The 26,465-nt window shown below is 67.2% G+C and carries 21 protein-coding genes; 13 read left to right on the top strand and 8 right to left on the bottom strand.

Annotation, left to right across the window (positions count from 1 at the left end):
• Positions 1-24 precede the first annotated feature (24 nt).
• The 11 genes from AC1RPL_RS06355 to AC1RPL_RS06305 are packed head-to-tail and all read left to right on the top strand — an operon-like array spanning position 25 to position 11,448.
• Complete coding sequence (locus tag AC1RPL_RS06355) at positions 25-1,203, top strand: pyridoxal-phosphate-dependent aminotransferase family protein (RefSeq protein ID WP_493069092.1); 1,179 nt, start codon at positions 25-27, stop codon at positions 1,201-1,203.
• Positions 1,200-2,069 carry an allantoinase PuuE gene (gene puuE, locus AC1RPL_RS06350; RefSeq protein WP_493068407.1) on the top strand — a complete coding sequence of 290 codons (870 nt, stop codon included), beginning with the start codon at positions 1,200-1,202 and terminating at the stop codon, positions 2,067-2,069. Before AC1RPL_RS06355 ends, puuE begins: the two co-directional genes overlap by 4 nt.
• Entirely contained in the window at positions 2,066-2,446 is a 381-nt protein-coding gene (hpxZ, locus tag AC1RPL_RS06345) for an oxalurate catabolism protein HpxZ (protein ID WP_493068406.1), read from the top strand. The genes puuE and hpxZ overlap by 4 nt, the downstream gene beginning before the upstream one ends.
• Positions 2,443-2,883: a 2-oxo-4-hydroxy-4-carboxy-5-ureidoimidazoline decarboxylase gene (uraD, locus tag AC1RPL_RS06340; protein WP_493068405.1), complete on the top strand. Its 441-nt coding sequence runs from the start codon at positions 2,443-2,445 to the stop codon at positions 2,881-2,883. The genes hpxZ and uraD overlap by 4 nt, the downstream gene beginning before the upstream one ends.
• Complete coding sequence (locus tag AC1RPL_RS06335; RefSeq protein WP_493068404.1) at positions 2,880-4,268, top strand: FAD/NAD(P)-binding protein; 1,389 nt, start codon at positions 2,880-2,882, stop codon at positions 4,266-4,268. The genes uraD and AC1RPL_RS06335 overlap by 4 nt, the downstream gene beginning before the upstream one ends.
• Positions 4,265-4,594, top strand: a complete 330-nt coding sequence (gene uraH / locus AC1RPL_RS06330) for a hydroxyisourate hydrolase (protein WP_493068403.1) — start codon at positions 4,265-4,267, stop codon at positions 4,592-4,594. Before AC1RPL_RS06335 ends, uraH begins: the two co-directional genes overlap by 4 nt.
• The gene (gene xdhA / locus AC1RPL_RS06325; protein WP_493068402.1) at positions 4,584-5,960 is read left to right on the top strand and encodes a xanthine dehydrogenase small subunit; all 1,377 of its coding nucleotides are present in this window, start codon (positions 4,584-4,586) and stop codon (positions 5,958-5,960) included. The genes uraH and xdhA overlap by 11 nt, the downstream gene beginning before the upstream one ends.
• A complete protein-coding gene (gene xdhB, locus AC1RPL_RS06320) occupies positions 5,953-8,244 on the top strand; it encodes a xanthine dehydrogenase molybdopterin binding subunit (RefSeq protein WP_493068401.1) in 2,292 nt (763 codons plus the stop codon). Before xdhA ends, xdhB begins: the two co-directional genes overlap by 8 nt.
• On the top strand, positions 8,241-9,176 hold the full coding sequence (xdhC, locus tag AC1RPL_RS06315) for a xanthine dehydrogenase accessory protein XdhC (protein ID WP_493068400.1): 936 nt from the start codon (positions 8,241-8,243) through the stop codon (positions 9,174-9,176). Before xdhB ends, xdhC begins: the two co-directional genes overlap by 4 nt.
• A complete protein-coding gene (gene guaD / locus AC1RPL_RS06310) occupies positions 9,173-10,462 on the top strand; it encodes a guanine deaminase (protein WP_493068399.1) in 1,290 nt (429 codons plus the stop codon). The genes xdhC and guaD overlap by 4 nt, the downstream gene beginning before the upstream one ends.
• The gene (locus AC1RPL_RS06305; protein ID WP_493068398.1) at positions 10,459-11,448 is read left to right on the top strand and encodes a bile acid:sodium symporter family protein; all 990 of its coding nucleotides are present in this window, start codon (positions 10,459-10,461) and stop codon (positions 11,446-11,448) included. Before guaD ends, AC1RPL_RS06305 begins: the two co-directional genes overlap by 4 nt.
• A 33-nt stretch (positions 11,449-11,481) precedes the next feature.
• Here the strand turns inward: AC1RPL_RS06305 and AC1RPL_RS06300 are convergent, their stop codons facing one another.
• From AC1RPL_RS06300 to AC1RPL_RS06275, 6 genes are all read right to left on the bottom strand, one after another.
• Entirely contained in the window at positions 11,482-11,664 is a 183-nt protein-coding gene (locus tag AC1RPL_RS06300) for a hypothetical protein (RefSeq protein ID WP_493068397.1), read from the bottom strand.
• 115 nt (positions 11,665-11,779) lie between these two features.
• The gene (locus AC1RPL_RS06295) at positions 11,780-13,663 is read right to left on the bottom strand and encodes a hypothetical protein (protein WP_493068396.1); all 1,884 of its coding nucleotides are present in this window, start codon (positions 13,661-13,663) and stop codon (positions 11,780-11,782) included.
• A gap of 408 nt (positions 13,664-14,071) precedes the next feature.
• Entirely contained in the window at positions 14,072-16,147 is a 2,076-nt protein-coding gene (locus AC1RPL_RS06290; RefSeq protein ID WP_493068395.1) for a TonB-dependent receptor plug domain-containing protein, read from the bottom strand.
• A 19-nt stretch (positions 16,148-16,166) separates the two neighbouring features.
• Positions 16,167-17,111: a hypothetical protein gene (locus AC1RPL_RS06285; RefSeq protein WP_493068394.1), complete on the bottom strand. Its 945-nt coding sequence runs from the start codon at positions 17,109-17,111 to the stop codon at positions 16,167-16,169.
• 88 nt (positions 17,112-17,199) lie between these two features.
• The gene (locus AC1RPL_RS06280) at positions 17,200-18,855 is read right to left on the bottom strand and encodes a M56 family metallopeptidase (RefSeq protein WP_493068393.1); all 1,656 of its coding nucleotides are present in this window, start codon (positions 18,853-18,855) and stop codon (positions 17,200-17,202) included.
• Between the two features lie 2 nt (positions 18,856-18,857).
• Positions 18,858-19,235 (bottom strand): BlaI/MecI/CopY family transcriptional regulator, encoded by a 378-nt coding sequence (locus AC1RPL_RS06275; protein ID WP_493068392.1) that lies wholly within the window; start codon positions 19,233-19,235, stop codon positions 18,858-18,860.
• 157 nt (positions 19,236-19,392) lie between these two features.
• Here AC1RPL_RS06275 and AC1RPL_RS06270 point away from each other — a divergent pair, with 157 nt between their 5' ends.
• Together AC1RPL_RS06270 and AC1RPL_RS06265 are read left to right on the top strand one after the other, a co-directional pair.
• Entirely contained in the window at positions 19,393-20,910 is a 1,518-nt protein-coding gene (locus AC1RPL_RS06270; RefSeq protein WP_493068391.1) for a tryptophan halogenase family protein, read from the top strand.
• On the top strand, positions 20,907-21,569 hold the full coding sequence (locus AC1RPL_RS06265) for a DUF6445 family protein (RefSeq protein ID WP_493068390.1): 663 nt from the start codon (positions 20,907-20,909) through the stop codon (positions 21,567-21,569). The genes AC1RPL_RS06270 and AC1RPL_RS06265 overlap by 4 nt, the downstream gene beginning before the upstream one ends.
• On the opposite strand, the gene AC1RPL_RS06260 is transcribed toward AC1RPL_RS06265, so the two are convergent.
• Both AC1RPL_RS06260 and AC1RPL_RS06255 read right to left on the bottom strand, forming a co-directional pair.
• A complete protein-coding gene (locus AC1RPL_RS06260) occupies positions 21,547-23,631 on the bottom strand; it encodes a hypothetical protein (protein ID WP_493068389.1) in 2,085 nt (694 codons plus the stop codon). The two genes, AC1RPL_RS06265 and AC1RPL_RS06260, sit on opposite strands and share 23 nt — an antisense overlap.
• Before the next feature lie 231 nt (positions 23,632-23,862).
• On the bottom strand, positions 23,863-26,391 hold the full coding sequence (locus tag AC1RPL_RS06255; protein WP_493068388.1) for a TonB-dependent siderophore receptor: 2,529 nt from the start codon (positions 26,389-26,391) through the stop codon (positions 23,863-23,865).
• Positions 26,392-26,465 lie beyond the last annotated feature (74 nt).

Below are 26,465 nucleotides of genomic sequence, written 5' to 3'. Positions count from 1 at the left end.
ATCGATCCGCCGCAGCGCCTGTTGATGGGCCCCGGCCCGGTCAACGCGCATCCCCGCGTGCTGCGCGCAATGTCGGCGGACCTGCTGGGCCAGTTCGACCCCGAAATGACCGGCTATATGGAGCAGGTCATGGCGCTCTACCGCCCGATCTTCGGGACGCAGAACCGCTGGACCTTCCTGATCGACGGCACCGCGCGCGCGGGGATCGAGGCGGCCCTGGTCAGCCTGGTCGCGCCGGGCGACACGCTGCTGGTGATCGACTTCGGCCGCTTCGGGCTGCTGCTGCGCGAGATCGGCGAGCGGATTGGCGCGAAGGTCGAGATGCTCTCGGTCCCTTGGGGCGAGACCGTGCCGATGGACCAGATCGCAGATGCGATCGCGCGGACCGGACCCCAGGTCGTCGCCTGCGTGCACGGCGACACCTCGACGACGATGGCGCAGCCGCTGGAAGGGCTGGGCGAATTGTGCCGCGCGGCGGGTGCGCTCTCCTATGTCGATGCCACCGCGACGATCGGCGGCATGGAGATCGCCGCGGATCGCTGGGGCGTGGATGTCGTCACCGGGGGCTTGCAGAAATGCCTGGGCGGCCCTTCCGGCTCCGCGCCGATCACGGTTTCCGATGCCGCCGCCGAGCACATCTTCGCGCGCCGCCATGTCGAGCACGGTATCGCCCGGCCCGACCTGGTCAACGCCAACGGCCCGCGCATCGCGTCCAACTATTTCGATCTCGCGATGGTGATGGACTATTGGTCCGAGAAGCGGCTTAATCACCATACCGAAGCGACTACGATGCTCTATGGCGCGCGCGAATGCGCCCGGGTCGTGCTGGGGGAGGGCCTGGAGGCGCGCTACGCACGCCATGCGGCAGCCGGCCGCGCGGTGGTTGCGGGCGCCCGCGCCCTGGGGCTGACTGTGTTCGGCGACGACTGCACCCGCATGACCAACGTGACTGCGATCGCGATCCCCGACGGCGTGGATGGCGAAGCGGTGCGCCGGCGGATGCGCGAGGATTTCGAGATCGAGATCGGCACTGCCTTCGGCCCGCTCGCCGGCAAGGTCTGGCGGATCGGCGCGATGGGATACAATGCCCGCAAGCACAAGGTGCTGATCACGCTGGGGGCGCTGGAGGCGGTGCTGCGCGCGGAGGGCTTTGCCTGCCCCGCGGGCGCCGGCGTCGATGCCGCGCTGAAGGCGTGGGGATGAGCCGCGACCTTATCGGCTATGGCGCCGCACCGCCCGATCCGAAATGGCCGGATGGGGCACGCGTAGCGGTCCAGTTCGTCGTCAATTACGAGGAGGGCGCTGAGAACAGCGTCCTCAACGGCGACAAGGGCAGCGAGGCCTTTCTATCCGAGATGGTCGGCGCGGCCAGTCATCCGGCGCGGGCGATGGCGATGGAGAGCCTCTACGAATATGGCAGCCGCGCCGGTTTCTGGCGGCTGCACCGCCTGTTCACGGAGCGCGGCGTGCCGGTGACGGTGTTCGGTGTCGCGGCGGCGATGGAGAAGAACCCGGCGGCGGTCGAGGCGATGCTGGCGGCCGACTGGGAAGTCGCCAGTCACGGCTATCGCTGGATCGACTATCAGCACGTGCCCGAAGAGGTCGAGCGCGAACATATCGCCCGAGCCATCGAGATCCACGCTCGCTTGACCGGCAGCCGACCGCTCGGCTGGTACCAGGGCCGCACCTCGCCCAACACCGCGCGGCTGGTGCGCGAGGAGGGCGGCTTCGTCTATGACGCGGACAGCTATGCCGACGACCTGCCCTATTACGACCGGGGTCAGCTGATCGTCCCCTACAGCCTCGACGCCAACGACATGAAGTTCGTCGCGGTGAACGGCTTCACCGAGCCCGACCAGTTCTTCCGCTATCTGCGCGACACGTTCGACCAGCTGCGCGAAGAAGGCGGGCGGATGATGTCGGTAGGGCTGCACGGCCGCATCGCCGGACGTCCGGCGCGGGCGCTCGCTGTCGCGCGGTTCCTCGATCATGTGCTGGCAAGCGGCGATGCCTGGGTCGCCCGGCGGATCGATATCGCCCGGCATTGGCAAAGGGTGCATCCGCGATGACGATCGACGATCCCCAGGCGCTGGCCGAAGTCACCGCAGCGTTCGACGCATATGAGCGCGCGCTGATGGCCGATGATGTCGCGGCGATGGACAAGCTGTTCCACGATGCGCCGACCACCAATCGCTACGGCGTGGGCGAAGTGCTCTACGGGATCGAGGCGATCCGCGAATTCCGCAAAGGCCGGGGCGGGTCGCCGCAGCGCAGGCTCGGGCGGGTCGCGATCACGGTCTATGGCGGCAGCTTCGCCACCGCCGACGCCGAATTCTTCCGCGAGGGATCGGAACGGCGCGGGCGCCAGACCCAGTCCTGGGTAAAGTTCGGCGATGGCTGGAAGGTCGTCTCCGCGCATGTGAGCCTGGAGGGCAATACGCATTGACGGCGCTGTTCGAACATTCTCCCTGGGTCGAGGCGCGCGCCGATGCAGCGCCGTCCTCCGGCGATCGCCATGCCGATCTGATGGCGGTGGTTCGTGCCGCAACGCCGGACGAGCAACTCGCGCTGATCCGCGCGCATCCCGAGCTGGCGGGCAAGGCGGCGGTGGACGGCACGCTGACGGAGGCGAGTGCGGCGGAGCAGGCCAGCGCCGGGCTCGATCGGCTGACCCAGGCCGAGTTCGACCACTTCCACGCGCTCAATGCCGCCTATCGCGAGAAGTTCGACTTCCCCTTCATTATCTGCGTCCGGCTGACCGACAAGGCCGGGATCCTCGCTGCGATGGAGCAGCGGCTGGGCAATGACCGCGAGACCGAGATTGCCACGGCGATCGCGCAGATCGGCGAAATCGTCCGCTTCCGGCTGGAGCCTCCGGCATGAGCCTCGCCGCACTCGAAGCGCGCCTCGCGCAGGACCTTGCCTGCCTCAATTTCGGCGAAGCGGACTGGCTGCGCCCGCGGGACGGCAGCTATGACGTCGTGATCGTCGGCGGCGGGCAATCGGGATTGGGCGCCGCCTTCGGGCTGATGCGCGAGCGGATCGGCAACATCCTGGTCATCGACGAGAACCCGGCGGGCTATGAGGGTCCGTGGGACACCTATGCCCGCATGGTCACCCTGCGCACGCCCAAGCACCTGATCGGCATCGAGCATGGCGTGCCCGCGCTCACCTTCCGCGCCTGGTGGGAGGCGCAGCACGGGCCTGAGGGCTGGGCGGCGCTCGGCAAGATACCGCGGCGCGAATGGATGGCCTATCTGCGCTGGTTCCGCGCGGCGCTTAAGCTGCCGGTGCGCAACGAGGCCCGGCTCGCACGGATCGAACCGCTCGGTGGCGCCTTCCGTCTCCATTTGGACGGGGGCGATGTGCTGACCGCGCGCAAGGTGGTGCTGGCGACCGGCATCCAGGGAGGCGGCCATTGGCACACGCCGGCCCTTGTAAAAGCGCTGCCCGCCGAACGGTTTGCGCACACGTCCGAGCCGATCGATTATGACGCGCTCGCCGGTAAGCGCATCGCGATCCTGGGCGGCGGTGCCTCGGCGTTCGACAATGCCGGCACCGCGCTGGAGGCTGGTGCAGCCATGGTCGAGGTCCATGTCCGGCGCGAGGCGCTGCCCCAGGTCAATCCGATCCGCTTCATGGAAGGGGCGGGCATGATCCCGCGCTACCCGGCACTCGACGACGCGGCGAAGTACGGCGTGATGCGCAGCTTCTTCGAGCGCAACCAGCCGCCGACGGCTGACATGTTCGAGCGGGCGGCGGCGCATCCCGGCTTCGCGCTGCGCACCGGCAGCCCCTGGCTAGTGGTGGAGGAGACCGGCGAGGGCGTTGTCGTCACCACGCCGCACGGGCGCTTCACCTATGACTATCTCGTGCTGTCCACCGGACTGGTCACCGACCCGGCGCTGCGGCCCGAACTGGCCGAAGTGCAGGACAGGATCGCGCGCTGGGGCGACCGGTTCGCCGCGCCCGATCCGATGCCGGTGATCGACGCGCACCCCTATCTCGGCCCGGCCTTCGAGTTCCTCCCGCGCGACCCCGAAGCCGGCGCGGCGCTGCACGGGCTGTTCGCGTTCAACTATTCCGCGCTGATCAGCCTCGGGCTGTCGGCAGCGGCCTTGTCCGGCCTCAAGCATGCGCTGCCCCGGCTGGTGAGTGGGCTCGCGGACCAGTTGTTTCTCGACGATCGTGAGCGCATTCTCGCCGATTACCTCGCCTATTCCGAGCGCGAGTTCACCGCGCAGTGGAGCAAGGGAGAAGCGGCATGAGCAGCCTGTCCACACATGTTCTCGACACCGCGCACGGCCGGCCGGCGGTCGGCGTCGCGGTGCGGCTCTCGGGCGCCTCGGGCGTATTGTTCGAAGGCAAGACCAATGACGATGGCCGCTGCCTGGGGATGCCGGCGCTCGATCCCGGCGCCTACAGCCTGGAATTCCATGTCGCTAATTATTTCCGTGGGACAGGCGTGACGCTGCCCGAGCCGCCCTTTCTCGATGTGGTGACGATCGCGTTCGGCGTGGCCGATGCGGGCGCGCATTATCACGTCCCGCTGCTCGTCAGCCCCTTTGGCTATTCGACCTATCGTGGCAGCTGAGATCCGCTTCCTGCTCGACGGCAACGTCACCACGGCGGACGCTTCGGATCCAACGCTGACCCTGCTCGAGCTGCTGCGCTACGAGCTGCGCCGCACCGGCACCAAGGAAGGCTGTGCCGAGGGCGATTGCGGCGCATGCACGGTGCTGCTCGGCGAGGCGGTGGGCGAACGCGTGCAGTGGCGCGCGGTCAATGCCTGCATCACTTTCTTGCCGATGCTCGACGGCAAGGCGCTGAAGACCGTCGAAAGCCTGGGCGGGCGTCATCCGGTCCAGTGCGAGATGATCGATCGCCACGGCTCGCAATGCGGCTTCTGCACGCCGGGGATCGTCATGTCGCTTGTCGGCCGCAGCATAGGCGCGCTGGGCACCGAGCAGGTGCCGGTGGGCGATGTGCTGGCGGGCAATCTCTGCCGCTGCACCGGCTATGGCCCGATCCTTGCGGCAGGCGAGGCGGTGCCGGTCGCTGCCGAGGACGATGCCGGGACGCTGGCGCAATTGCGCGCGCTCGCCCCGGCCTATGACAATCCACGAACCGCCGACGAACTGGCCGCGCGGTTGCTGGCCGAGCCCGATACGCGGATCGTTGCCGGGGCGACCGATGTCGGGCTGTGGGTGACCAAGCAGCATCGCGACTTGGGGCCGACGGTGTTCATCGGCGATATTGCCGACCTGCGCATGATCCAGGAGACACCGGAGGCGTTGATCCTTGGCGCAGCGGTCCGCTATTCGGAAGCGCGTGCGGCGCTCACCCGGCTGGCACCCGAGCTGGGCGAACTGGTGCGGCGGATCGCCGGCGTGCAGGTGCGCAATGCCGGGACGATCGGCGGCAACATCGCCAATGGCTCGCCGATCGGCGACATGCCGCCCGCGCTGATCGCGCTCGGTGCCGAGCTGGTCCTGCGGTGGGGCGATGCGCGCCGCACGATCGCGCTGGAGGATTTCTTCCTCGCCTATGGCAAGCAGGACCGCGCCCCCGGCGAGTTCGTCGAGCGCATCGTGATTCCGCGACCAGTGGCCGGTACCCGCGTCCATGTCGCCAAGCTCTCGAAGCGCTTCGACAGCGACATCTCCGGCGTGTGCGGCGCCTTCGTGCTGCGCATCGAGGACGGGATCGTCACCCATGCCCGGATCGCGTTCGGCGGCATGGCCGGAATCCCCGCCCGTGCGCCGGGTTGCGAGGTGGCGCTGGCCGGGCAACCTTGGGACGAAGCCACGGTCGAGGCTGCGGCTCGCGCGCTGGAGGCGGACTATGCCCCGCTCGACGATCTGCGGGGATCGGCAACCTATCGCCGTGCGGTAGCCGGCAACCTGCTTCGCCGCATCCGCGCAGGCGAGTTCGAATCCATCAGCGTGCTCCATGGCTGAACCTGCGGTCCACCGCTCGATCCCACACGACAGCGCGCCCCTGCATGTCACCGGCAGCGCCGCCTATGTCGACGATCTGCCCGAGCTGCCGGGCATGCTCCACTGCGCCTTCGGCCTGTCTGTCGAAGGCCATGCCCGGCTGGTGTCGCTCGATCTCGACGCAGTCCGCGCCGCGCCCGGCGTCGTCGCGGTGTTCACCGCCGCCGACATCCCGGGCGAGAACAATATCGGCCCCGTAGTCCATGACGATCGGCTGTTGGCGGACGGCGAAGTCCTCTTCCACGGCCAGCCGCTGTTCCTCGTCGCTGCGACCAGCACGCGCGCCGCCCGCCGTGCCGCGCGGCTCGGCAAGGCCGTGTTCGAGCCGCGTCCGGCGCTGGTTTCGATTGCCGAGGCCCAGGTGGCGGGCTCGTTGATCGAAGCCACCCAGCGCATGGCGCGCGGAGACGCCGATTCCGCGCTCGCCGCCTCCGCAAACCGTATCGAGGGTTACTTCGAAATGGGCGGGCAGGAGCATTTCTACCTGGAGGGACAGGCAGCGCTCGCCATCCCCGGCGAGCAGGGCGCGATGCACATCGTCAGCTCGACCCAGCATCCGAGCGAAATCTCCCACCTCGTCGCGCACCTGCTCGGCACTTCCCATGCCGAGGTTACCGTCGAGGTTCGCCGCATGGGCGGCGCGTTCGGCGGCAAGGAGACTCAGGCCGCCGCCTTCGCTGCCGCCTGCGCACTGGTCGCGGCCAAAACCGGGCGCCCCGCCAAGTTCCGCGCCGACCGCGACGACGACATCATCGTCACCGGCAAGCGCCACGACTTCACCGCCGGCTATGATGTCGGGTTCGACGAGGAAGGCCGGGTCGAAGGCATCCGCATCGAGCTCGCCTCGCGCTGCGGTGCTACGTTCGACCTGTCGCCGGCGATCAACGACCGGGCGATGTTCCATGCCGATAACTGCTATTTCCTGCCTGCGGTGGAGATCGTCAGCCACCGGCTGAAGACCAACACCGTGTCGAACACCGCCTTTCGCGGCTTTGGCGGGCCGCAGGGGATGATCGCGATCGAGCGGGTGATGGACGCGATCGCCGCGCATCTCGGCCGCGATCCGCTCGCCGTGCGCCAGGCCAATCTCTACGGCCCCGGCCGCGACCTGACGCCCTATCACATGGCGGTGACCGACAATGTCGCGCCGGAACTGATCGCCGAGCTGGCGGCGCGTGCCGGCTATGCCGAGCGGGCCGAGGCAGTCGCGGCGTTCAACTCGTCGCACAAGATCCTCAAGCGCGGACTGGCGCTCACGCCGGTCAAGTTCGGGATCAGCTTCACCACCACCCATCTCAACCAGGCGGGTGCGCTGGTGCTGGTCTATGCCGATGGCTCGATCCAGCTCAACCATGGCGGCACCGAGATGGGGCAGGGGCTCTACATCAAGGTGGCGCAGGTCGTCGCCGATGTGTTCGGCGTCGACGTGGCGCGAGTGAAGATCACGTCGACGCGGACCGACAAGGTGCCCAACACTTCTGCCACTGCGGCGTCGTCGGGTGCCGACCTCAACGGCATGGCCGCGTTCAATGCCGCCACCACGATCCGCGAGCGGCTCGCCGATCTTGCCGCCGCGATCTTCGACTGCGAAGCGGGGGATGTGGCCTTTGCCGGCGGGCAGGTAAGCGGCGGCGGCCAGGCCTGCAGCTTCGACGACATGTGCCGCCGGGCCCATCTCGCCCGCGTCTCGCTCGCCTCGACCGGCTTCTACGCCACACCACACATTCTCTATGACCGGTCCAGCCATCGCGGGCGGCCTTTCCTCTATTTCGCTTACGGCGCGGCGCTGTCCGAAGTGGTGATCGACACGCTGACTGGCGAACACAAGGTCGTCGCGGTCGATGTCCTCCACGATGTCGGCCGCTCGCTCAACCCGGCGATCGACCTGGGCCAGATCGAAGGCGCCTTCATCCAGGGGATGGGCTGGCTGACCACCGAGGAACTGGTGTTCGACGCGCGCGGCCGGCTGCTCACCCACGCGCCATCGACCTACAAGATCCCTACCGCCAATGACCGCCCGACGCGGATGGACATCGCGTTGTGGGAGCGCGGCGAGAATAGCGAGCCGACGATCCACCGCTCCAAGGCAGTGGGCGAGCCGCCCTTCATGCTGGCGATCTCGGTATTCTCCGCGCTTACCCAGGCGGTCGCCGCCGCCGCGCCGGGCAAGGGACTCCCCAGGCTTGATGCCCCCGCCACGCCCGAGCGCATCCTGGCCGCGGTGCAGGAGCTGCGCAGCCGATGATCCCGGACTGGCTGGAGGCGCTGCGTGCCGCACGTGGCCAGGAGTCCGCCGCTTTGGTCACGGTCCTGTCGACCGAAGGATCAGCCCCGCGCCATGCCGGCACACGGATGACAGTGACCGCGGGCGGCAGTATCGGTACGATCGGCGGCGGCGCGCTCGAGCACCGTGCGATCGAGCAGGCGCGCAAGTTGCTCGACCTGCCGCCCGGCAGCTGGCGCGTACAGGACTGGCCGCTCGGCCCGCTATTAGGGCAATGCTGCGGCGGCCAAGTACGGCTGATGATCGAGCATGTCGCGTACGATCCCCAAGGCTGGGACTGGACCGACCATGTCGAGCGGCGCAAGCCGGTCGTCACTTTCTTCAATGCCGACGGCGAGCCGGTGACACGCTTTCCCGCAGAGCATGCAGAATCCGGTGTTCGACCGCCGCTGCCGCCGCGCGCACCTAAGCCGAATGAGAACACGATCTTCATCGAACCCGACGATCGCCGCGCCGACCGTCCGCTGCTGATGTTCGGCGCCGGTCATGTCGGCGTCGCGATCGCGCAGCGGCTGCCGCGCTTGCCGTTCCGCCTCGCCTGGTTCGATCCGCGTGAGAACCGGGCGATCCCCGGCGTGTCGCTGCAGGCCGAGGACGCGATAGTCTCCTGTGCGAGCGAAGCGGAGGCGGGGTCGGCGGTACTGGTCTTCACCCATGATCATGGGCTCGATTACCGGATCACTGCCGCCGCGCTGCGCTCGCAAGCGGCGTTCGTTGGCCTGATCGGATCGGGGACCAAGCGCGCGCGCTTCCTCAAGCGCCTGGCCGAGGACGGGATCGATGCGGGCCGGCTGACGTGCCCGATCGGCATCGCCGGGCTGGAGGACAAGGCGCCCGACGTGATCGCGATCGCGGTGATCGCGCAATTGCTGATGCTGGAGACTGTCGAGTGAAGGCCTTTCGCGCCGAAATCCTGAGCGTGCCAGAAGATCCCGCGACCACCGGGCCCGAATCCGTCCGCCATTTCCCCGACGGGTTGTTGGTAATCGAGGACGGGTTGGTCGTCGCGTGCGGCGATTATGCCGATCTTGTCGGACGCTTCGCCGGGGTCGAGACCGAGGCGCTGGTCGGGCTGGTTGTCCCCGGCTTCGTCGATGCGCATGTCCATTATCCGCAGACCGAGCGGATCGCCTCGCATGGCGAGCAGCTGCTGCAATGGCTGGAACGCCATATTTTCCCCGCCGAGCAGGCTTTTGCCGATCGCGCCCATGCCGATGGCATCGCTGCCTTTTTCCTCGACGAGCTGCTGCGCAACGGCACGACCAGCGCGCTGGTGTTCGCCACCGTCCATGCCGCGTCGGTCGATGCGCTGTTCGATGCAGCGCTCACCCGCGACATGCGGATCGTGTCGGGCAAGGTTCTGATGGACCTGGGCCCGGACGAGCTGCGCGACAGCGTCGAGGAGGGCCGTTCCGCGACCGAGGCGCTGATCGCGCGGTGGCGCGGTCGCGGGCGACTTGGCTATGCGGTGACGCCGCGCTTCGCGGTGACTTCAAGCGATGCGCAGCTTGCCGATGCCGGCGCAATCTGCGCCGCGCATCCGGAGGTGCTGATGCATACGCATCTCTCCGAGAACATGGGCGAGATCGCCCACGTCGGTGCGCGCTTCGCGGATGCCGCCGATTATCTCGACGTCTATGACCGCTTCGGGCTGGTCGGCCCGCGATCGGTGTTCGCCCACTGCGTCCATATGAGCGACCGCGCGCTTGGCCGCATGGCCGAGGCCGGCGCGGGAATCGCCTTTTGCCCGACCAGCAACCTGTTCCTGGGATCGGGCCTGTTCGACCTGACCGCCGCTGCCGACCGGTTCGGCGTCAAGGTCGGCATGGGCACCGATATCGGCGCGGGGACCAGCTTCTCGCTGCTCCACACGCTGGGTGAGGCGTATAAGGTCTGTCAGCTGCGCGGCTGTAGCTTGGACCCGTTCCGCGCTCTGCACCTCGCCACCATGGGCGGCGCGCGCGTCATGGGAATCGCCCAACGGGTGGGCGGGCTGCTTCCCGGCCAGGAGGCCGATTTCGTGGTGCTCGATACGGGCTCGACCCCGCTGCTCGCCCGGCGTACGGCAGGCGCTTCGCTGCACGACCGCCTCTTCGCGCTGCAGGTGCTGGGCGATGACCGCGCCGTGGCAGCGACCTATCTGCGCGGCCGCCGCGCCCATGCCCGGAGCCTTGTGTGATCCGCAATATCCTGAGCGTCTTCGAGCCGTTCATCCTCACCCTGGTCGCCACCGTCCTGCTCGCTTCGCTGCTGCCGCCGCGTGGCGGCCTGGTGTCGGTGTTCGACATGGCGGCGGATGCGGGCATCGTGCTGCTGTTCTTCCTCCACGGCGCCAAGCTGTCGCGCGACGCGATCGTGGCGGGGATGCGCAACTGGCGGTTGCACCTCGCGGTGTTCGCTTCGACCTATCTGCTGTTCCCGCTACTCGGCCTCGCCTTCGACCGGCTGCCGCTGCTCACCCCATCGATCGCGATGGGCGTGCTGTTCCTCACGCTGCTGCCCTCTACCGTCCAGTCTTCGATCGCCTTCACCGCGATGGCGCGCGGCAATGTCGCGGCGGCAGTGTGCAGTGCGTCCTTCTCCAACCTGATCGGGATCATACTAACCCCCGCGCTGGTCGCGCTGCTGATGCAGGGCAGCCAGGGGATGGGCGGCGTGTCGCTGTCGGCGGTCGAGAAGATCGTGATGCAACTGCTCGTGCCCTTCGTCGCCGGACATCTGCTGCGGCCCTGGGTCGGCGGCTGGGTGACGCGCAACAAGAAGCTGGTGACCTTGGTCGATCGCGGATCGATCCTGCTGGTCGTCTACACGGCCTTCGGCGCCGCAGTGGTCGCGGGGCTGTGGAGCAAGGTCTCGGGGTTCGACCTGGCAGGCCTGTTCCTCGTCTGCGCGGTGATCCTGGCGATCGTCCTCACCGCGACCTGGTTCGCGGCAAAGGCCTTGAAGCTGCCGCGCGAGGATGCCGTGGTGCTGCTGTTCTGCGGGTCCAAGAAGAGCCTCGCCTCGGGCGTGCCGATGGCCGGCGTACTGTTCCCGGCCGCGCAGATCGGGGTGATCCTGCTGCCGATCATGCTGTTCCACCAGCTCCAGCTTATCGTCTGCGCTGTGCTTGCGCGGCGCCTCGGGTATCTTCCGGATCTCGAGGAACCGGGGCGCGGCGATTAGGGCAACACGAATGATCCCATCGACCGGTCAGGCTCAGTCCTTGGCAGCGGCAACCGGCGGAATGCGCGAGAGTTTGGTCAGGAGAAGCGGGATGTCATCGGTGATGAAGGTATCCAGCGGCTCGCTCCAGCAGGCGCGCAGATTCTGCGTCACCAGTGCCTTGCGATCGGAGCGACGCTGGTCGCTCCGTTGTCCATCCTTTGCGTCGATCGGCATTTCCACCCCGAAATAGAGGAAGCCAGTCCGTGCCGGGGGGGGAGGGCACGAGACTGGCTTCTGCTGCTTGTAACGCGGAGCATCAGGAGTAGTTCCCGGAAAGGCGGCCCCAGGATCAGTTTGCGTAGATCGGCGGTGCCTCCACTGTGGTGGGTAATGCGCCCGATTGCAGGACCGCGCCGCCCGCGGATCGGATCTCGATCGTACCGCCGCGCGCGTTCTGGTTGAAGCGCAGCGTCACCGAGCGCCCGTCGGCGAGCATGATGATCGTACCGGTCTGGCCAGCCGCATTCGACGCGATGGCCTGCGATACCGCGCCGTCCAGCCCGATGACGTGGAGGAATTCCGAGTTGCCGCCGGCACCGGTCTCGACCAGGTCGACCCGCGCCGAGGTGCTGGTCGCCACATAGTCCTTGCTGTTGGCGGTCTTCCACAGCGTGGTGACCGGCGTGCCCGTGGCAGGTGCGATGCGCAGCATATCGAAGCGGTTCGCCCCGACGGCCAGGCTGATCAGATTGCCCGCGATCGTCGGCGCCTTGGGGAAGTTCATGGTGAAGATCCGCCGCGTATTGGCGTCGCTGGTCTTGGCGCGATCATAGACGACGAAGGTCGCCGGCTTGATGAAGACGAACTCGCGCTCCGACTTGGTCACGCCGGATCCGGCCGCATACATCGGAGTGATGTCCGCCATCGCATAGGTCCAGTCCGGGGTGTTCGCCAGCGCGGCCATGGTGCAGGACTTGTTGTACGACTGGCCGACCGCGCCGCCCGCGCTGGTCTCGAAGCGCGCCGCATTATGGTATCTTTGCTCCTGTTCGAGCCCGGATTTGCCGTCGATATTGGCGTCATAGGCCAGCCAGTTCCCCTTGAAGAGGACGAAGCTGCCGCGATCCTGGTGCGCGTGGCTCTCGGTGTACGGCCCGCAGATCAGGTTCGCATAGGCCGAGGTCGTCGACCAGTCGCCCCGCATCGAGAAGCTGCCCGTGCCCGGCGCCCAATAGGCCGTCGAAAGCTCCGACAGCGGCCGCGCCGTGACGGCGGTGAGGCTGTAGATATAGTCGGAATAGCGCATGAAATGCTGGCTCATCTCCTTGACCGAGGATTGGCCGAGCAGCGTCTTCACCACGCCCGAGATGCGCTCGTTCGGATAGAGCGTGGCCAGCTTCTGCAGATAGTCGCGGTGATAGTCGAACAGCAGCGCCTGCGAATCGCGGGCATGGTCGCCGGTCGGGATGATCCGGTCGAGCGTCGGCGCGATCGAATGGACCATCCACGGCATCGAGGCGAGCGTATGCGGCGTCCGGCTGGCGAGCCGCTCCCCGGTCGAGCGCTCCCACCAGTCGTAGAGCTGCCACAGGTCGCGCATCGCGACGCCGTAGCCAGTCCCCTCGCGCGAACCGCCGCCGAGCAGGTCGGAATTGAAGGTCGGGAGCAACTGGTTCTCGATCTTGGCGGTGCGGAACTGGGTGAGCCAGCCGCCCGCCATGTCGTTCTCGCCATAGGTGGCAAGCCCGAGCAGCATCGTCGCCTTGAGGAACGAATAATAATAATTGTTGCTCGGATTATCGACCGACCAGCCCGACCAAGGAACTTTGACCGCGCCCCATTTCGCCTTGCTCGGATTCCAGACGTTCCAGACGGCCTGATTGCCGAAGTTGCTCCAGCGGGTGCGCTGGGCGGCCGTCATGCTGCTGCGGCACCAGTCGTAGACCATGGCCAGGTTGCCGACATAGCCGCCGACCTCGAGATAGGAATCGCCCGCCACCACCGGCGTCTTGCTGGCCGCGATCAGTGCTTCCTCGCTCGCGACATAGGCATCGGTCTTGGCCACTGCATAGGTGCAATAGCTGGCCGTCCCGGTGACCTGGCCCATGAACGCCACGTGCCAAGGCTCCATGCCATAGACGTTGCTGTTCGCGACCTGCAGGTCGACCGACTGCTTGAAGCGGACGGCCGCCGGTGCGTTCGAACTGAGCTGGTTCTTCAGGGACGTCAGCAACGTGTCGTCCAGGAAAAGGATGCGCGTAAGGCCAAGCGGCGCGATTACCGCGCCCGGTGGGGGCGGTGTCGGGGTAGAGGAGGGAGTTGGCGTCGGCGATGGAACGGGGGTCGGGGCTGGCTGCGATGGCTCACTTACCACTCCCCCTCCGCTTCCGCCGCCAGTTCCACACCCTGCCAGGCTGGCGAGCAGGAGCGTGGTGCACAGCGTCGCTTTCGTTCTGGTCACGAATGTACGCAACTTCGTCCTCCGCCCCGCGATGATGAGCGTGGCAAATACTGGACGGCGTTGGACGAAAATAGCGGGCGATACTGACAATCTGAACCGGGCCTTGTGCCGTTGGGCATCCAGATTGCCGGTTCGTCTTCGCCATGCGGCGAACTTCCTTCGGTGCGGCGCCCTTGGTCTTCAGAAGCTTCCGCGAACGGTGAAGGTGAAGATAGGCCCGATCAGCTGGTTGTTGGTCTGCCGGACGACCAGCGGACTGGTGGTGCGGCGGCCATTATAGACATAGCGATTATAGTTATGCCGCGCGTTGAGGACATTGCCGACCTGCGCGCGCAGGGTGAGGCCGAACACGTCCTTGTGCTCGAGATAGGCGTTGGCGAACCACGGGCCTTCGTTTTCCTGGTTCACCTCGGTGAGATAATAATAGGGCGTGAAGTGATTGAGGCCGAACTCGGTGCCCCAGGCAATATCGCTGTGCGGAATGTCGTGGCGGAAGTCGAGTTCGGCCCAGCGGTTCATCGTCCCGCTGATCGAACGCATCTCGCCGGTGAGCGGATCGCGGACGCGAGCGCGCTCGATGCCCAATGTCGCATCGAGCTTGGCGCCCGGCAGCCCCAAGGGACCGAACTGGATCGTGCTGGTGCTCACCAGGCCGAAGCGTGTGGCCTGGGGAAGATTGCCGATGCCTTCGCCGTCCGCGCCGATCGGCACGATATCGATGATGTCCTCGATCCGGTGGTAATAAGCGCGCAGCCGGGTCTTTCCCGCGGCACCCAGCGCGCGGCCGACTTCCATCTCCGTTTCCCAGCTCTGCGGGGGCACGAGATCCGGGTTGCCGGCGTTCTGGCGTTCCGACTTGAGATTGGGTTGGGCGAGGAAGTCGTAGAAGCTGATCTGGCCGACGCGGCGGCGCAGCTTCAGGCTGAGGTCCCAGTCCTTGTTCGGCTGCCAGCCGAGCGTGATGCTGCCCTTGGGGCGGAAGAAGCGGCGTGCCGGCAGGTCGCCATCGACGCGTTCCAGCGAACTGAGCTCCGCGCCGCCCGCCACCTGCAGATTGAGGTTCGAGGATAGCGGGCGGCTGAATGTCACGATCCCTTCATGCCGCACTTCGCGGACGATGCCGCTGCCGCCGGGGAACGGCACGGGCACGAAATTGCCGCTGGGGTCCAGCGTGGCGAGCGAGCCGCGTTGGTCGAGCCCATTGACCGCGCGCTCCAGGGAGACCTGAAGGTCGTTCTTGCCCATCTTCCAGCCATATTCGGCGCGGGCGATCGTCTCGGTGATGTGCGAGTTGCGCCCGAAGCGGGTCCCTTGGTCGGGGGCACCGCTGGCGAAGCTGTCGATCTGGGTGGAGATCAGTGGCTCATGATCGAAATGCCTAAGGCCGATGACCTTGAGCCGGCCCGGCCCGACCGCGAACTCGTAATCGGCGTTGATATCGTAGAACCAGCCATCGAGCCGGTTCTGGCGCAGGCGGGTGCTGTCGTTGCCGTCCGCGCGGAAGCGCTGTTCGAAGTCGTAGACGGGCCCCCAATAGGGCGAATAGCCGAGGGTCAGGTGCCCCTTGGACGTGCCCGGCCCGTCAAAGCCGAGCTTGAGCTTGGCGGTGACGGTGTCCGATTCCGAATGGAAGACTTCCTCGCGGCGCTCGATCAGTGATCCGTCGGCGGCGTAGAAGAGTCCGGGCCCGCCGATCGCGCCGCGACCGGCCTGGTCCTCAAGCGAAACCGTATAATCGACCACGCCGGACGTGCCGGTATAGCTGATGCTGCCGCGGTATAGATTGGGCCGCGAATAATGCGCGCGAAAGTCCGGGCGCCATTCGAACTGACCCCCCGCCTTGCGGGCGTCCTTCAGGATGATGTTGGCAACCTGGCCGGAAAGGCCGGCAATGCCCAGGCTGGAGGCATCGACGATTTCGATCCGCTCGACATTACCGGCGGCGATACGCTGCAGCTCGGCGATGGCGCCGCCGGTCTTGTTGGCGATGCGCTCGCCGTTGATCAGGACATTTTCGGATGCCTGGCCCAGGCCGCGCTCCTGCTCCGCGCTGCGGATGGTGAAGCCGGGGACCTGGATGAGCATGTCATCGGCGGTCTTGGGCGCGAACCGTTCGAAGTCGGCGGGCGCATAGACCTGCTTGGCGGTCGCCGTGCCGGTTGCAGTCGGCACGGCGGTCTGGGCGCCGGCGGCGCTCCAGGGGAGGAGGGATGCGCCAGCGAGCAAAGCCAGGCGAGCGGGGGAGGCGAGACGCATGCTACTGTTCTTTCGGCGATTACTTGCGCAGCACGTGCAGCTGGACGAGCTGATCCGGCGTGGGATCGGTGATCCCGATCTTGCGGGCGCGGCGCACGTCCTCTGCAGTGACGCCGACCGCGCGCATCTCGACCAGCCGGTCCGCCGACAGGCCGGCATAGCCGATCGCGGCCAACTCGCGGACATAGGCCGGGGTCACGCCGACCGCCTTCATTTGCACGGCTTGGTCGGCGGTGAGGCGAGGCACTCCGGCCTTCACCATGTCGGCCAGATATTCGGGCGAGACGTCGAGCGCCTTGAGCTGGATCAGGTCGTCGGCGCGGAGCTTGCCGAGGCCGGCGCGCAGCATCTTGCCGGCATAATCGGCGTCGATCTTGAGCGCGGCGAAGGCCATCAGGTCGTCGAGATCGTCCGGGCGGAAGCCTTGGCGCGAAAGGTCTGAGATATAGGCGGGCGTTACCTGCAGCGCGGATAGGCCCATGAGCTGATCGATCGTCGGCTTGGGATAATTGGCTTGGGCGAGTGCCTCGACCAATTCTTTGGTCGCGCCGACCATCGCTAGGTCGAACGACTCCTGGAAGCTGGGCGCGCCGATGCCGCGGCTGGCGAGATAGCGGGCGAATTCGCTATCGGGGTCAAAGGTGCACTTGCCCGTGGCGATCTGTCGGGCGGTATTACCGGCACAATCGAGGCGGCCGGCCTCGCGGGCCATGGCGAAGCGGAGCGGGCCGTTGGTGTCTAGCACCCTGGTATCGAGGCCGATCTGCGCGCTGGTCACGCTGTGGCTGTTGTGGGAGCGCGGGCCCATCGAGAGGCTGAGCTGGAACTGGCCATGGCCTGCCTGCAGTTCCAGCCTGAAGCTGATCGGCGTCGAGGGCGAGGCCGGATCCCGGACGCGGTCGCCGGCGATCGCAGTGGTGGCGAGCAAGGTAAGGGAAGCGATGACGGCAAGGGCGCGGTTCATGGCATTTTTCTCCTGGGTGAGAAGGCAAGCCGGGGGCGTCCACCCCAGGACAGGGCGTTGGCGGTTCGGCAGGAAGGGGGCGACGGGCTTAGTTGTCGGGATCGGGGTCCGGATGTGGATCCGGACGGGGCTTGGGTCGGCCGCCGCCGTGCTTGGTGAGGGCGAGCGTATCGACGTCGACCCGCATTCCGGCGCTGCGCAAGCGGCGTACGTCCTCGGGCGTCACGCCCATGCCGGCGAGGCCGATATAATCGTCCAGGTCGCCGCGGAAGCCGGCGGATACGATGCCTCGGACATAGTTGGGGTCGACGCCAACCGCCTTGGCTCCGATGATGTCGTCGAGCGAGCGGATGCGTAGCCCGGTGGACAACAGCGCCCGGACATATTCGGGGGTGACGCCAAGCGCGCGCGCACCGGTGGCGTCGTCGAGGCTGATCGGGCCGAGCTGGGGCGCGGCGCGGCGCAGTTCGGCGATATACTCTGGCGTGACGCCCACTGCCTTGGCGCCGATGATAGTATCGAGCTCGCGCTTGGCATTGTCGTCCCGGTCCGCCTGGCGATCCTGCGCGGAGAGCGGCGTCGCGGCCGGGACCGGGGGCAGGGGGTCGGCGGGCGCATGCGCGCTTGCCGCGGGTCGGGCTGCGGCGGGTTTGGCGGGTGCCTCGACGAAGCGCGCGCGCCCGCCATCATCGGTCCGCTCGGATGGCGAGGCCTTGGCTGCATCGCGGCTCTCGGCGGCACCCACAGTGAGCGCTGCAAGCGGGGCGGCCATCACCAGCATGCCGGCGCCGAAGCCGGCGATCCACGAACCCTGGGCACGGCCGCGCGGCAGGGTTGCGTCGAGCACACGGCCCACGCGCCGCTTGAGGCTGCCTTTGCCCGGGGCCACACCATGCGCGCCGAGCAACAGGCCCTTGCTCTCGTGCCGAGCGACGCGGACGAGCAGTTGGGCATAGTCGGGCGCGTCGATATTGGCGGCGAGCACCGCATCGTCGGCGGCTTCCTCGCGCAACTGGTGGGCTTCGCGGGCCAGTCGCCAGGCGAGCGGATTGAACCAGTGGATCGCAGTGGCGACGCGGGCGAGCATCAGCTTGGCCCAGTCGAGCGCGCCGACATGCGCGAGCTCATGCGCGATGATCGCTTCGGCCTCATCGATCGCGGCGAGCGCATCGGCGCTGAGCAGGATCGTCGGCCGGGCAAGGCCCCAGGAGATGGGAGAGGGGAGCGCATCGCTCACCAGCAGCGCGGTGCCGCTCTTCATGCCCATCCGACGCTGGGCATGCGCGAGCGCGCTCAGCCAGACCGGGTCGACCAGCACTTCGGCATCGCGACGCAGGCGGACGAGGCGGAGCAGGGCCAGGGCGGTGAGCAGCAGCAGGGCGGCTACCGGCAGCGCATAGGCATAGCGCTCCCAGCCCTGCGGAAGCGCGAAGCGGGGCTGCTCGGCTGCAATGGTAGCGGGGGTCGCGGCCGCTGGCGCGTCGGTCGCCACGAAGGTTGCAGCCGGTTGCGGCACGATCTGCGCGGCGGGGGCTTCGAACCGGCTCTGCATCGCCTCGGGCAAAGGCAGGCTGAGCGACGGCAGCACTAGCGTTGCAAGCGGCAGGATCATCAGCCCGAGCAGGCCGAGATGCGCGATCAGCGAGCGCTCTGCTGCCGAGCGGCTGCGCGTTAGGCGGAGCAGGACTAGGGTGATACCGGCGATCACCAGCGACTTGAGCATCAGGCCGAGCAACACGCTCATGATCAGTTACCCCTTTTGGCGCGCGCCGCGGCGATCATCGCCTCGAGCTCGTCGAGATCGTTGTCGTCCAGCTTCTCGCTCATGCCGAGCAGCGCGCTGGCGGCATTGGTCGTCGATCCGTTGAAGAAGGTCCGCACGACATGGCCGAGCGCCGTTTCGCTTGCCTTGCGCTCGGCGACGGTCGGCGAGAACAGATAGCCCCGGTCGCTATGCTCGCGCTGGACGAAGCCCTTCTGCTCGAGCCGCGTCAGCATCGCGCGGACAGCGGAGGCGGAGAGCTTATCGGGCAGGGCATCGCAGACGTCGGACACGGCCATCGCCCCGCGCTCATAGAGCAGGTCGACGATCTGGCGTTCACGAGGGGGCAGGGTGTTCAACATGACGATTCTCTCTACGCTACATTTGTAGTTCTAGCTACATTTGTAGCGCGTGCAAGCCTTCATCTAAACGGCGCGGTCCGAACGGCATAATCTGGTCGCCACGCTGGCTGCAGGGCGCTAATCCGGGCCTGAAACTGACGAGCGAGAAAACGATTCCATGCCTGTGCCCGGCGACCTTTCGCAGCGCGTCCGCTCCGTCGTGATCCTGGGCGGGGGGACCGCCGGCTGGATGACCGCAACCGCGCTGGCGCGCCAGTTCGCCGGCACGCTCGACATCATTTTGCTCGAGTCGGAGGAGATCGGCACGGTTGGCGTCGGCGAGGCGACGATCCCGACGATCCATTGGTTCAACGAATTGATCGGGCTCGAAGAGGCAGCCTTTCTTCGCGAGACCAAGGCGAGCTTCAAGCTTGGCATCGAGTTCGTCGACTGGGTGCGGCCGGGCCACCGCTATTTCCACCCGTTCGGCGATTATGGCGTGCGCTTTCCCGGCGTCGCCTTCCACCACCGCTGGATGAAGGCACGCGCCGAAGGCGTGGACCTGCCGCTCTCCGCCTTCTCACTGGCGACCGAGCTGGCCGGGCAGGGACGCTTCGCCAAGCCGGCGGGGGACGCGCGCTCGATCCTCTCGACGCTCGGCTATGCCTATCACTTCGACGCGAGCCTCTATGCCCGTCATCTGCGCGGCATCGCCGAGGCGGCGGGCGTGACCCGCGTCGAGGGCAAGCTGCAGGACGTCGAGCGCGATGCCGAGAGTGGGCTGGTCACGGCGCTCGCCACCCAGCGCGGCGACCGGCTGGAAGGCGATCTGTTCATCGACTGCTCGGGCTTCCGCGCGCTGCTGATCGACGGCGTGATGGGCGGCGGGTTCGAGGACTGGTCGCACTGGTTGCCCTGCGACCGCGCGGTGGCTGTGCCCTGCGAGCGGCTCGACGAGACGACGCCCTTCACGCGCTCGACTGCCCGTCCGGCGGGTTGGCAGTGGCGCATCCCGCTCCAGCACCGGATAGGCAACGGTCATGTCTTCGCCAGCCGCTTCATGAGCGAGGACGAGGCGACCGGCATGCTGATGGCCAACCTCGATGGCGCGGCGCTGGCGGAGCCACGCACGCTGCGCTTCACCGCGGGCACGCGGCGCAAGGCGTGGATCGGCAATGTCGTGGCGCTAGGGCTGTCCTCGGGCTTTCTCGAGCCGCTGGAGTCCACGTCGATCCACCTGATCCAGAGCGGCATCGCCAAGCTGCTGTCGCTGTTCCCGGGCCGCGACATGGATCCGATGCTGGCCGAGCGGTACAACGCGCTGCTGGGTGCCGACATGGACAACATCAAGGACTTCCTGATCCTCCACTACCACGCCAACCCCGGCCGCACGGACCCCTTCTGGGTCGAGCGGCGCGAGATGGCGCTGCCCGAGAGTCTGATCGCGCGCGAGGCCCAATATCGCCGGTCGGGCCGGCTGATGCTGGGCAGCGAGGAACTGTTCCGTGACGCGAGCTGGTTGGCGGTGCTCAATGGACAGGAGATCGTGGCGGAGGATTACAACCCGCTCGCCGACGTGCTCGACGGCGCCACCAATGCCGCGCAGGTCCGCCAGATCGCCGAGGTGATCCAGCGCGCCGCGCCGACGTTGCCGCTGCACGACGCGGCGCTGGCGGCGATCCTGGAGCAGGGGTGATCACACCCGACATCGTCGCGCGGCGGATCGGTGCGGAAGGGCAGCCGATAGCGATCGTCGATGGCTTCCATCCTGATCCGGATTCGCTGTTTGCGGCGGCGATGGCGGCGGCGTTCGAACCTGGGCGGCATCACTATCCGGGTGTCCGGGCGCCCTTGCCGGCGGACTATTTCGCCAGGGTGCGCCCGGCGCTGGTGCCGGTGCTGCGCGAGGTGCTCGGCGTTGGGGGCGTGGAACTGCTCGATGCGAGCTTCTCGATCGTGACCACGCCGCCGGGCGAACTGGCGGTCGAGCAGCGGCTGCCGCATGTCGATGCAGTGCAGCCGGGGCGGATCGCCCTGGTGCACTATCTGTCGCAAGGCGATGGCACCGCCTTCTTCCGCCACCGTGCGACAGGGTTCGAGACGATCGATGCGGCGCGCTCTGCCGGCTATTTGGCGACGCTCAACGCCGAGCTGCGCACCGATCCGCCGGTTGCTGCCTATCCCTATGGCGACACACGGCTTTTCGAGCGGATCGCGCATGTCGAGGCGCGGTATAATCGCGCGGTGCTCTACCGCAGCGCGCTGCTCCACAGCGGCGCGATAGCGCCCGGTGCGCGGCTCGATCCCGAGCCGCGCACCGGGCGGCTGACCGTTACCGCTTTCCTGTCCGCTTGACCGGCGCTGCCCTGGGCGGCTGCACGGCGAGATAGACGGTGCTCCACAGCTGGGCGGCGTTGGACTCGTCGACGTCCGCCTTGCCGGCGCCGAAGGCGACGACCTTGTAGCGGCCGTTCTCGAAGGCCCAGGACCAGAGCTCCGAGCTCTGGGTGGCCCGGGTCGCCTGGATGGCGCGCCACAGCCTGGCCTGCGCATCCCTCAGCACCGCGCGCGTGGCGGGGGGCAGGTCGGTGCGGGCCAGCTGGCGCTCGAGGCCGGCGGCGAAGAGGGCCTGCTGCCACGACCAGACCACCGCGCCGTGATAGGCGGCCGGGGTGAAGCGGTCCTGCACCTCGGCGCTGGCCAGCGCCGGATTGGCCACCAGCAGCCCGATATCGGTCATCAGGCCGGCCGGGAAAGGCCGTGCCAGCGCGCCGACATAGGTCTGCAGATCGGCCGGATCGGGATGGCCGAAGAGCAGCGTAAAGCCTTCATCCGAATTGATAATCGGCACCGGCTTGCCATGACCGTCGAGGGCGATCGCGTGGTAGCGCAGCGGCTGGCCGTCGAGAGCGGCAAGCGCCGGGCCGGCGGGGACGCCTACGCGGGCGGCATAGTCGCGGACCTGGGCGGCGGCCTGGGCCCCGGGGGTTTCGACCGCGAACAGGCCGGGAGCCCGGGCGCGCCAGGTGGCGGCCATGCTGCCGGCCCTGGCGAAGGCGGCGCGGTCGGCCGGCTTTAGATAGGCGTCGAGCAGGCCCGCGCGCATCAGCTTGTCGGCCGCTTCCAGCGCGGCGGGGACGAAAACCGCATTGACGTCATAGGGATAGCGGCCGCGGCCGATGCCTTCCTCGCTGTCGCGCCACTGGCCGGTCAGGCGGCCCTTGTGGATCGCGACCAGGTTGCTCCAGCGCGGGTCCTGCGCGAACGGACTCACTTGATCGATAACGAAGCGAAGGTTGCGCACGAGGAGCGTTCCGGCTGGCTCGGCCTTGCTCCCCGGGTTCGCTTCACTCTGGACCCTTTTGGCCAGGAATGTTTGCGCGGCCGCCCGCGTGGCGGCGCCGAGCAGATAATCGGCGGAGACGGGACCGAGCATGTAATCGTCGTCGATCATACCGTAATCGAGCGTTGCAGCGGCACCGCCCGGCTGGTGGTGCTGGGCATGGTCGATCAGCGCGAATTCGGAGAGCCCCTCCTCATGCGCGACTTCGCCTTCGGGATTGAGTCGGGCGAGCACCGCACCGAGCCCTGCCTCAACCGCAGCGCCCTTGAGCGCGGGCATAAGCAGGCGAACCGACATCAGCGTGTCGCGGCCGAAATAGGTGTCGAAGCGCCACGAACCGGCCAGGAATTTCTCGCGGTAGCTGAGGAAAGCGAGCGCGTTACGTGCGGCAGGATCGGCGGCTGCTTTGGTATTGAGCAGCTCGGTCTTGCTGAGGCCGGTCAGCGGGGTGTCGCCGGTCGCTGCAACGATCCGCAACCGGATGCGTCCATTCGCACCGGCGACGATCTCGCCATTCTCGATCCGGCCGCCCAGCACCTGGATCTCGAGGCTGTAGCCCGGCGCGCCGTCGACCCGGTCGCGGGCATAGAGGATGCGGTTTCCCTCGACGCGAACTGGCGCGGCGACTTCGGCGGGGAAGCGGCCGACGGCCTGATAGTCGCGCAGGAAGCGGACATTGGAGAGCACGGCCTGCCCGGGCGCCAGCCGTGCCGCGTCGATCGTCGCGATGCTTTCGATGCCGTGGAGCGGGCGGCCCTTGCCATCGGCGAAGGTGACCGGGCGCGGTGCCTGGTCGAGCCGCCAGGTCGCGGGTCGGGCGAGCGGCTGGAACCACAGGCCGACGCCGCTATTGCCGGCCGGGAAGGCGACCAGGATGCGCGGATCGCTGCCGTTGCGCAGCAGCAGGTGCGCGGCGACCTTGCCATCGCGAACGAACGCGTTGAGATTCTGGCCCTCGGTCAGGCTGTAGGCCAGCTCGGGCGCCCTTGTGGCGCGCTTCTGCGCCAGCGCTGCCGTGCTCGTGCCGGCGAGCAGCAGTCCGCTTGCCGCGATTCCCAGCATCAAATCTCGCATCCCACTCTCTCCTCGTTTTTCCCTCTCCCCATCGGGGAGAGGGAAGGGGCCCGCCGCGAAGCGGTGGGAAGGGAGAGGGGCAGTTGCAAACCGCTGCACTGCCCCTCTCCCTTTCGCCGACTTTGTCGGCTCCCTCCCTCTCCCCGGAGGGGAGAGGGGTTTAAGATACGGAAAGGCGCGGCGAACCTTTCAGTTGCCGCGCCCCCCGTTTTTGCGACCCTTGAAGGGCTATCAGAACTTGAACGTCACCGCGCCGCCATAGGTGGCGCCGACGATGCCGCGGGCATAGAAATAGCCGTCGGTGATCGCCTGTGTCTGGCCCTGGCGGGGATTGCCCTCGGTCAGGCCGATGACGTTGAAGATGTTGTCGGCATTCACGCTCACCTGCAGCTGCTTGCTGAGGTTGAACGAGGCGCCCACGCTGGTCACGCCGTAGCTCGGCAGCGCCACGCCGTTGCCGGCATCGGCGTAGATCTTGCCGATATACTTGTAGCGGCCATAGATCTCACCGAGACCGTTCGGCAGCTTGTAGCTGGGCGTGATCGTGAACAGGCGCGCCGGGGTACGCTCGGGACGATTGCCCTCGAAGCCGGCCTGGTTGGCGCCGTTGATCGCCAGGTTCACCAGCTTCGGATCCTGGAACACGCCCTGGAAATCGATGCTGAAGGCAGCGACCGGACGGAAGTTCAGGTCGAGCTCGACGCCGTTGGTACGCAGATCGGCGTTGATGTTGCTCTGCACCGACGGGTTCACCGGATCGGCGAAATTATAGTTCTGGTTCTTGAAGTTGGTGTGGAACACCGTGGCCGAACCCGAGAACATGCGGCCCATCTGGGCGCGCACGCCGGCTTCGTACAGCTCGATGCCGGTGATGGCATCGACGTTGTTCATCTGGAAGCCGTTGGCATAGCGGGCATAGACCGAGAAGTTCGGCGAGATCAGGTAGTTCGCGCCGACGGTGTAGGCCACCGCCTTCTTCTTCGCCTTGCGCACGGTGTAGGTGCCGTCCCAGGTCGAGCCGACCGTGGTCAGCACGCCGGCGGTGCCGGGCTGGACTGCCTGGTTGACCGCGGCCTGGTTGCCGTCCCACGCCGTGGCATTGTCCTGCTCCCAGCGCACGCCGGCGTCGACATGCAGGTCGCCGATCGAGAACTCGTCGTTCGCATAGAGCGACAGGCTGTCGTCCTTGCGGCTGCGGATGCCCGCGCCCCAGTCGCCATAGGAGACCAGGCCGTTATCCGACAGGGTGCCGACAACGCCATTGGCGGCATTCAGCGCAACGATGTCATAGACGTCGCTGTTGGTGCGCACGTCGTTGACGACGCTGGCGGTCGCCGACTGATCCTGGTCGCGCTTGGTGTTGTAGTACATCACGCCGAGGGTCAGCGAGTTGGTGAAACCATTGCCCTCATAGTTCCAGCGGCCGCCGATGTTCATGCCGAAATCGGTGGCGTCGATGGCGTCGTGGTTGAGCGTGGTGCGCTGCAGGAAGCCGTTGCCGTTGAGCGCGTTGAGCAGCGCCGTCTGGTTCGAGCCGATCACCTGGCCAGTGCGCAGGTTCTTGATGCCGAAGCGAACCGTGGTCGGGAACGCGGCCTGGCCGGCGGTCAGCAGGTCGTTGATCGGCGAGGTGGCGCCGGGGGTCAGATAGTTGACCGCGCTGGTCAGGCCCGCATTGCCGGTGCCCGAGCCCGGGAACAGGCCGTTGAAGTCGTAGCTATAGTCGAGATAGCGGCCATGGCCGAACAGCGTGATCGAGTCCGAGACGGGCTTCTCGAAATCGAGACGCGCCTGCCAGGTCTTCGAGACGATGCCGTCGTCATAGTTGAATTCGCGATAGCCGCTCGAATGCGCGAAGGTCGAAACCGGCACGGCGATGTTCGAGAAGGCACGGCCGCCGACATTGCCGAACTGGGTGTCGAGGCTCGGCACGCCCGTCGGATCGCCATTCTGGAAGCGATAGGGCTGGTCGGCATAATAAGCGTTCTTCATGTCGCTGCCCTTGCCGGACAGGCGAATGTAACCGCCATCGTCGAACTTGTATTCGAGCGTGCCCTTCAGGCGCCAGCCGGCATAGTCGTACGGGTTCTTGCGAACGCCGGGGCTCGACTGGATGTAGCCGCCGACACTGAAGGCGAGCTTGTCGGTGATCGGCTGCGAATAATAGCCGTCGGCGCGCTTCAGGCCGTAATTATAGCCGGTGAAGCGGACCGCGCCCTCGGGCGCCGTGTGGTTCACTGCCTTCGAGATGAAGTTGATCGTCGCGCCCGCGCCGTTGACGGTGAGCACGCCCGACGAACCGCCCTTGACCGCTTCGAGGCGATCGATGGTCAGGTCCTGGTCGAAGAAGAAGTCGGCACCGCCGCCGCCGTAGAGGATCGGCATGCCGTCCTCTTCGAGCTGTACGAATCGCTGGCCGCCGCCCTGAAGGCCGCGGACCGAATAGTTGTTCGAGACGGCGCCGGCGGTCGCCTCTACGAAGACGCCCGGGACCATTTCGAGCATGTCCGCGGTCGAGCGCGGGGCCTTCTGGTCGATCAGCTCGCGATTGGCGAGCGTGATGTCGGCCGAGGCGGTGATCAGCGGACGATTGGGCGTGGTCTGGCCGGTGACGATGATCTGGCCTTCGTCGGCCGCATCATCCTGTGCGGCAGGGGCCGAGGCATCGGCGGCCGCGGTCTGCGCCTGGGCGGCGAGCGGAAGCATGGCGGCACTGGCCAACAGCGCGGCGCGAACGCCAGCGCGAACGGAAAACAACATATATCCTCCCCAACCGAAGTTAGTGCCGGACTGCCCGGCTTGAGACGCCCGACTAGTCACGACGGGGAGATAAT

The organism is Sphingomonas sp. GW821-FHT12D09, from assembly GCF_058807215.1.
This window is presented reverse-complemented; position numbering and strand designations above follow the sequence as displayed.

Coding starts and splice junctions, on each gene's coding strand:
- xdhB (WP_493068401.1), top strand. CDS start 5,953: ATGGCTGAACCTGCGGTCCACCGCTCGATCCCACACGACAGCGCGCCC.
- AC1RPL_RS06270 (WP_493068391.1), top strand. CDS start 19,393: ATGCCTGTGCCCGGCGACCTTTCGCAGCGCGTCCGCTCCGTCGTGATC.
- AC1RPL_RS06255 (WP_493068388.1), bottom strand. CDS start 26,391: ATGTTGTTTTCCGTTCGCGCTGGCGTTCGCGCCGCGCTGTTGGCCAGT.
- AC1RPL_RS06260 (WP_493068389.1), bottom strand. CDS start 23,631: ATGCGAGATTTGATGCTGGGAATCGCGGCAAGCGGACTGCTGCTCGCC.
- AC1RPL_RS06355 (WP_493069092.1), top strand. CDS start 25: ATGGGCCCCGGCCCGGTCAACGCGCATCCCCGCGTGCTGCGCGCAATG.
- AC1RPL_RS06285 (WP_493068394.1), bottom strand. CDS start 17,111: ATGAACCGCGCCCTTGCCGTCATCGCTTCCCTTACCTTGCTCGCCACC.
- AC1RPL_RS06300 (WP_493068397.1), bottom strand. CDS start 11,664: ATGCCGATCGACGCAAAGGATGGACAACGGAGCGACCAGCGTCGCTCC.
- AC1RPL_RS06280 (WP_493068393.1), bottom strand. CDS start 18,855: ATGAGCGTGTTGCTCGGCCTGATGCTCAAGTCGCTGGTGATCGCCGGT.
- hpxZ (WP_493068406.1), top strand. CDS start 2,066: ATGACGATCGACGATCCCCAGGCGCTGGCCGAAGTCACCGCAGCGTTC.
- uraH (WP_493068403.1), top strand. CDS start 4,265: ATGAGCAGCCTGTCCACACATGTTCTCGACACCGCGCACGGCCGGCCG.
- AC1RPL_RS06275 (WP_493068392.1), bottom strand. CDS start 19,235: ATGTTGAACACCCTGCCCCCTCGTGAACGCCAGATCGTCGACCTGCTC.
- AC1RPL_RS06290 (WP_493068395.1), bottom strand. CDS start 16,147: ATGCGTCTCGCCTCCCCCGCTCGCCTGGCTTTGCTCGCTGGCGCATCC.
- xdhC (WP_493068400.1), top strand. CDS start 8,241: ATGATCCCGGACTGGCTGGAGGCGCTGCGTGCCGCACGTGGCCAGGAG.
- puuE (WP_493068407.1), top strand. CDS start 1,200: ATGAGCCGCGACCTTATCGGCTATGGCGCCGCACCGCCCGATCCGAAA.
- AC1RPL_RS06335 (WP_493068404.1), top strand. CDS start 2,880: ATGAGCCTCGCCGCACTCGAAGCGCGCCTCGCGCAGGACCTTGCCTGC.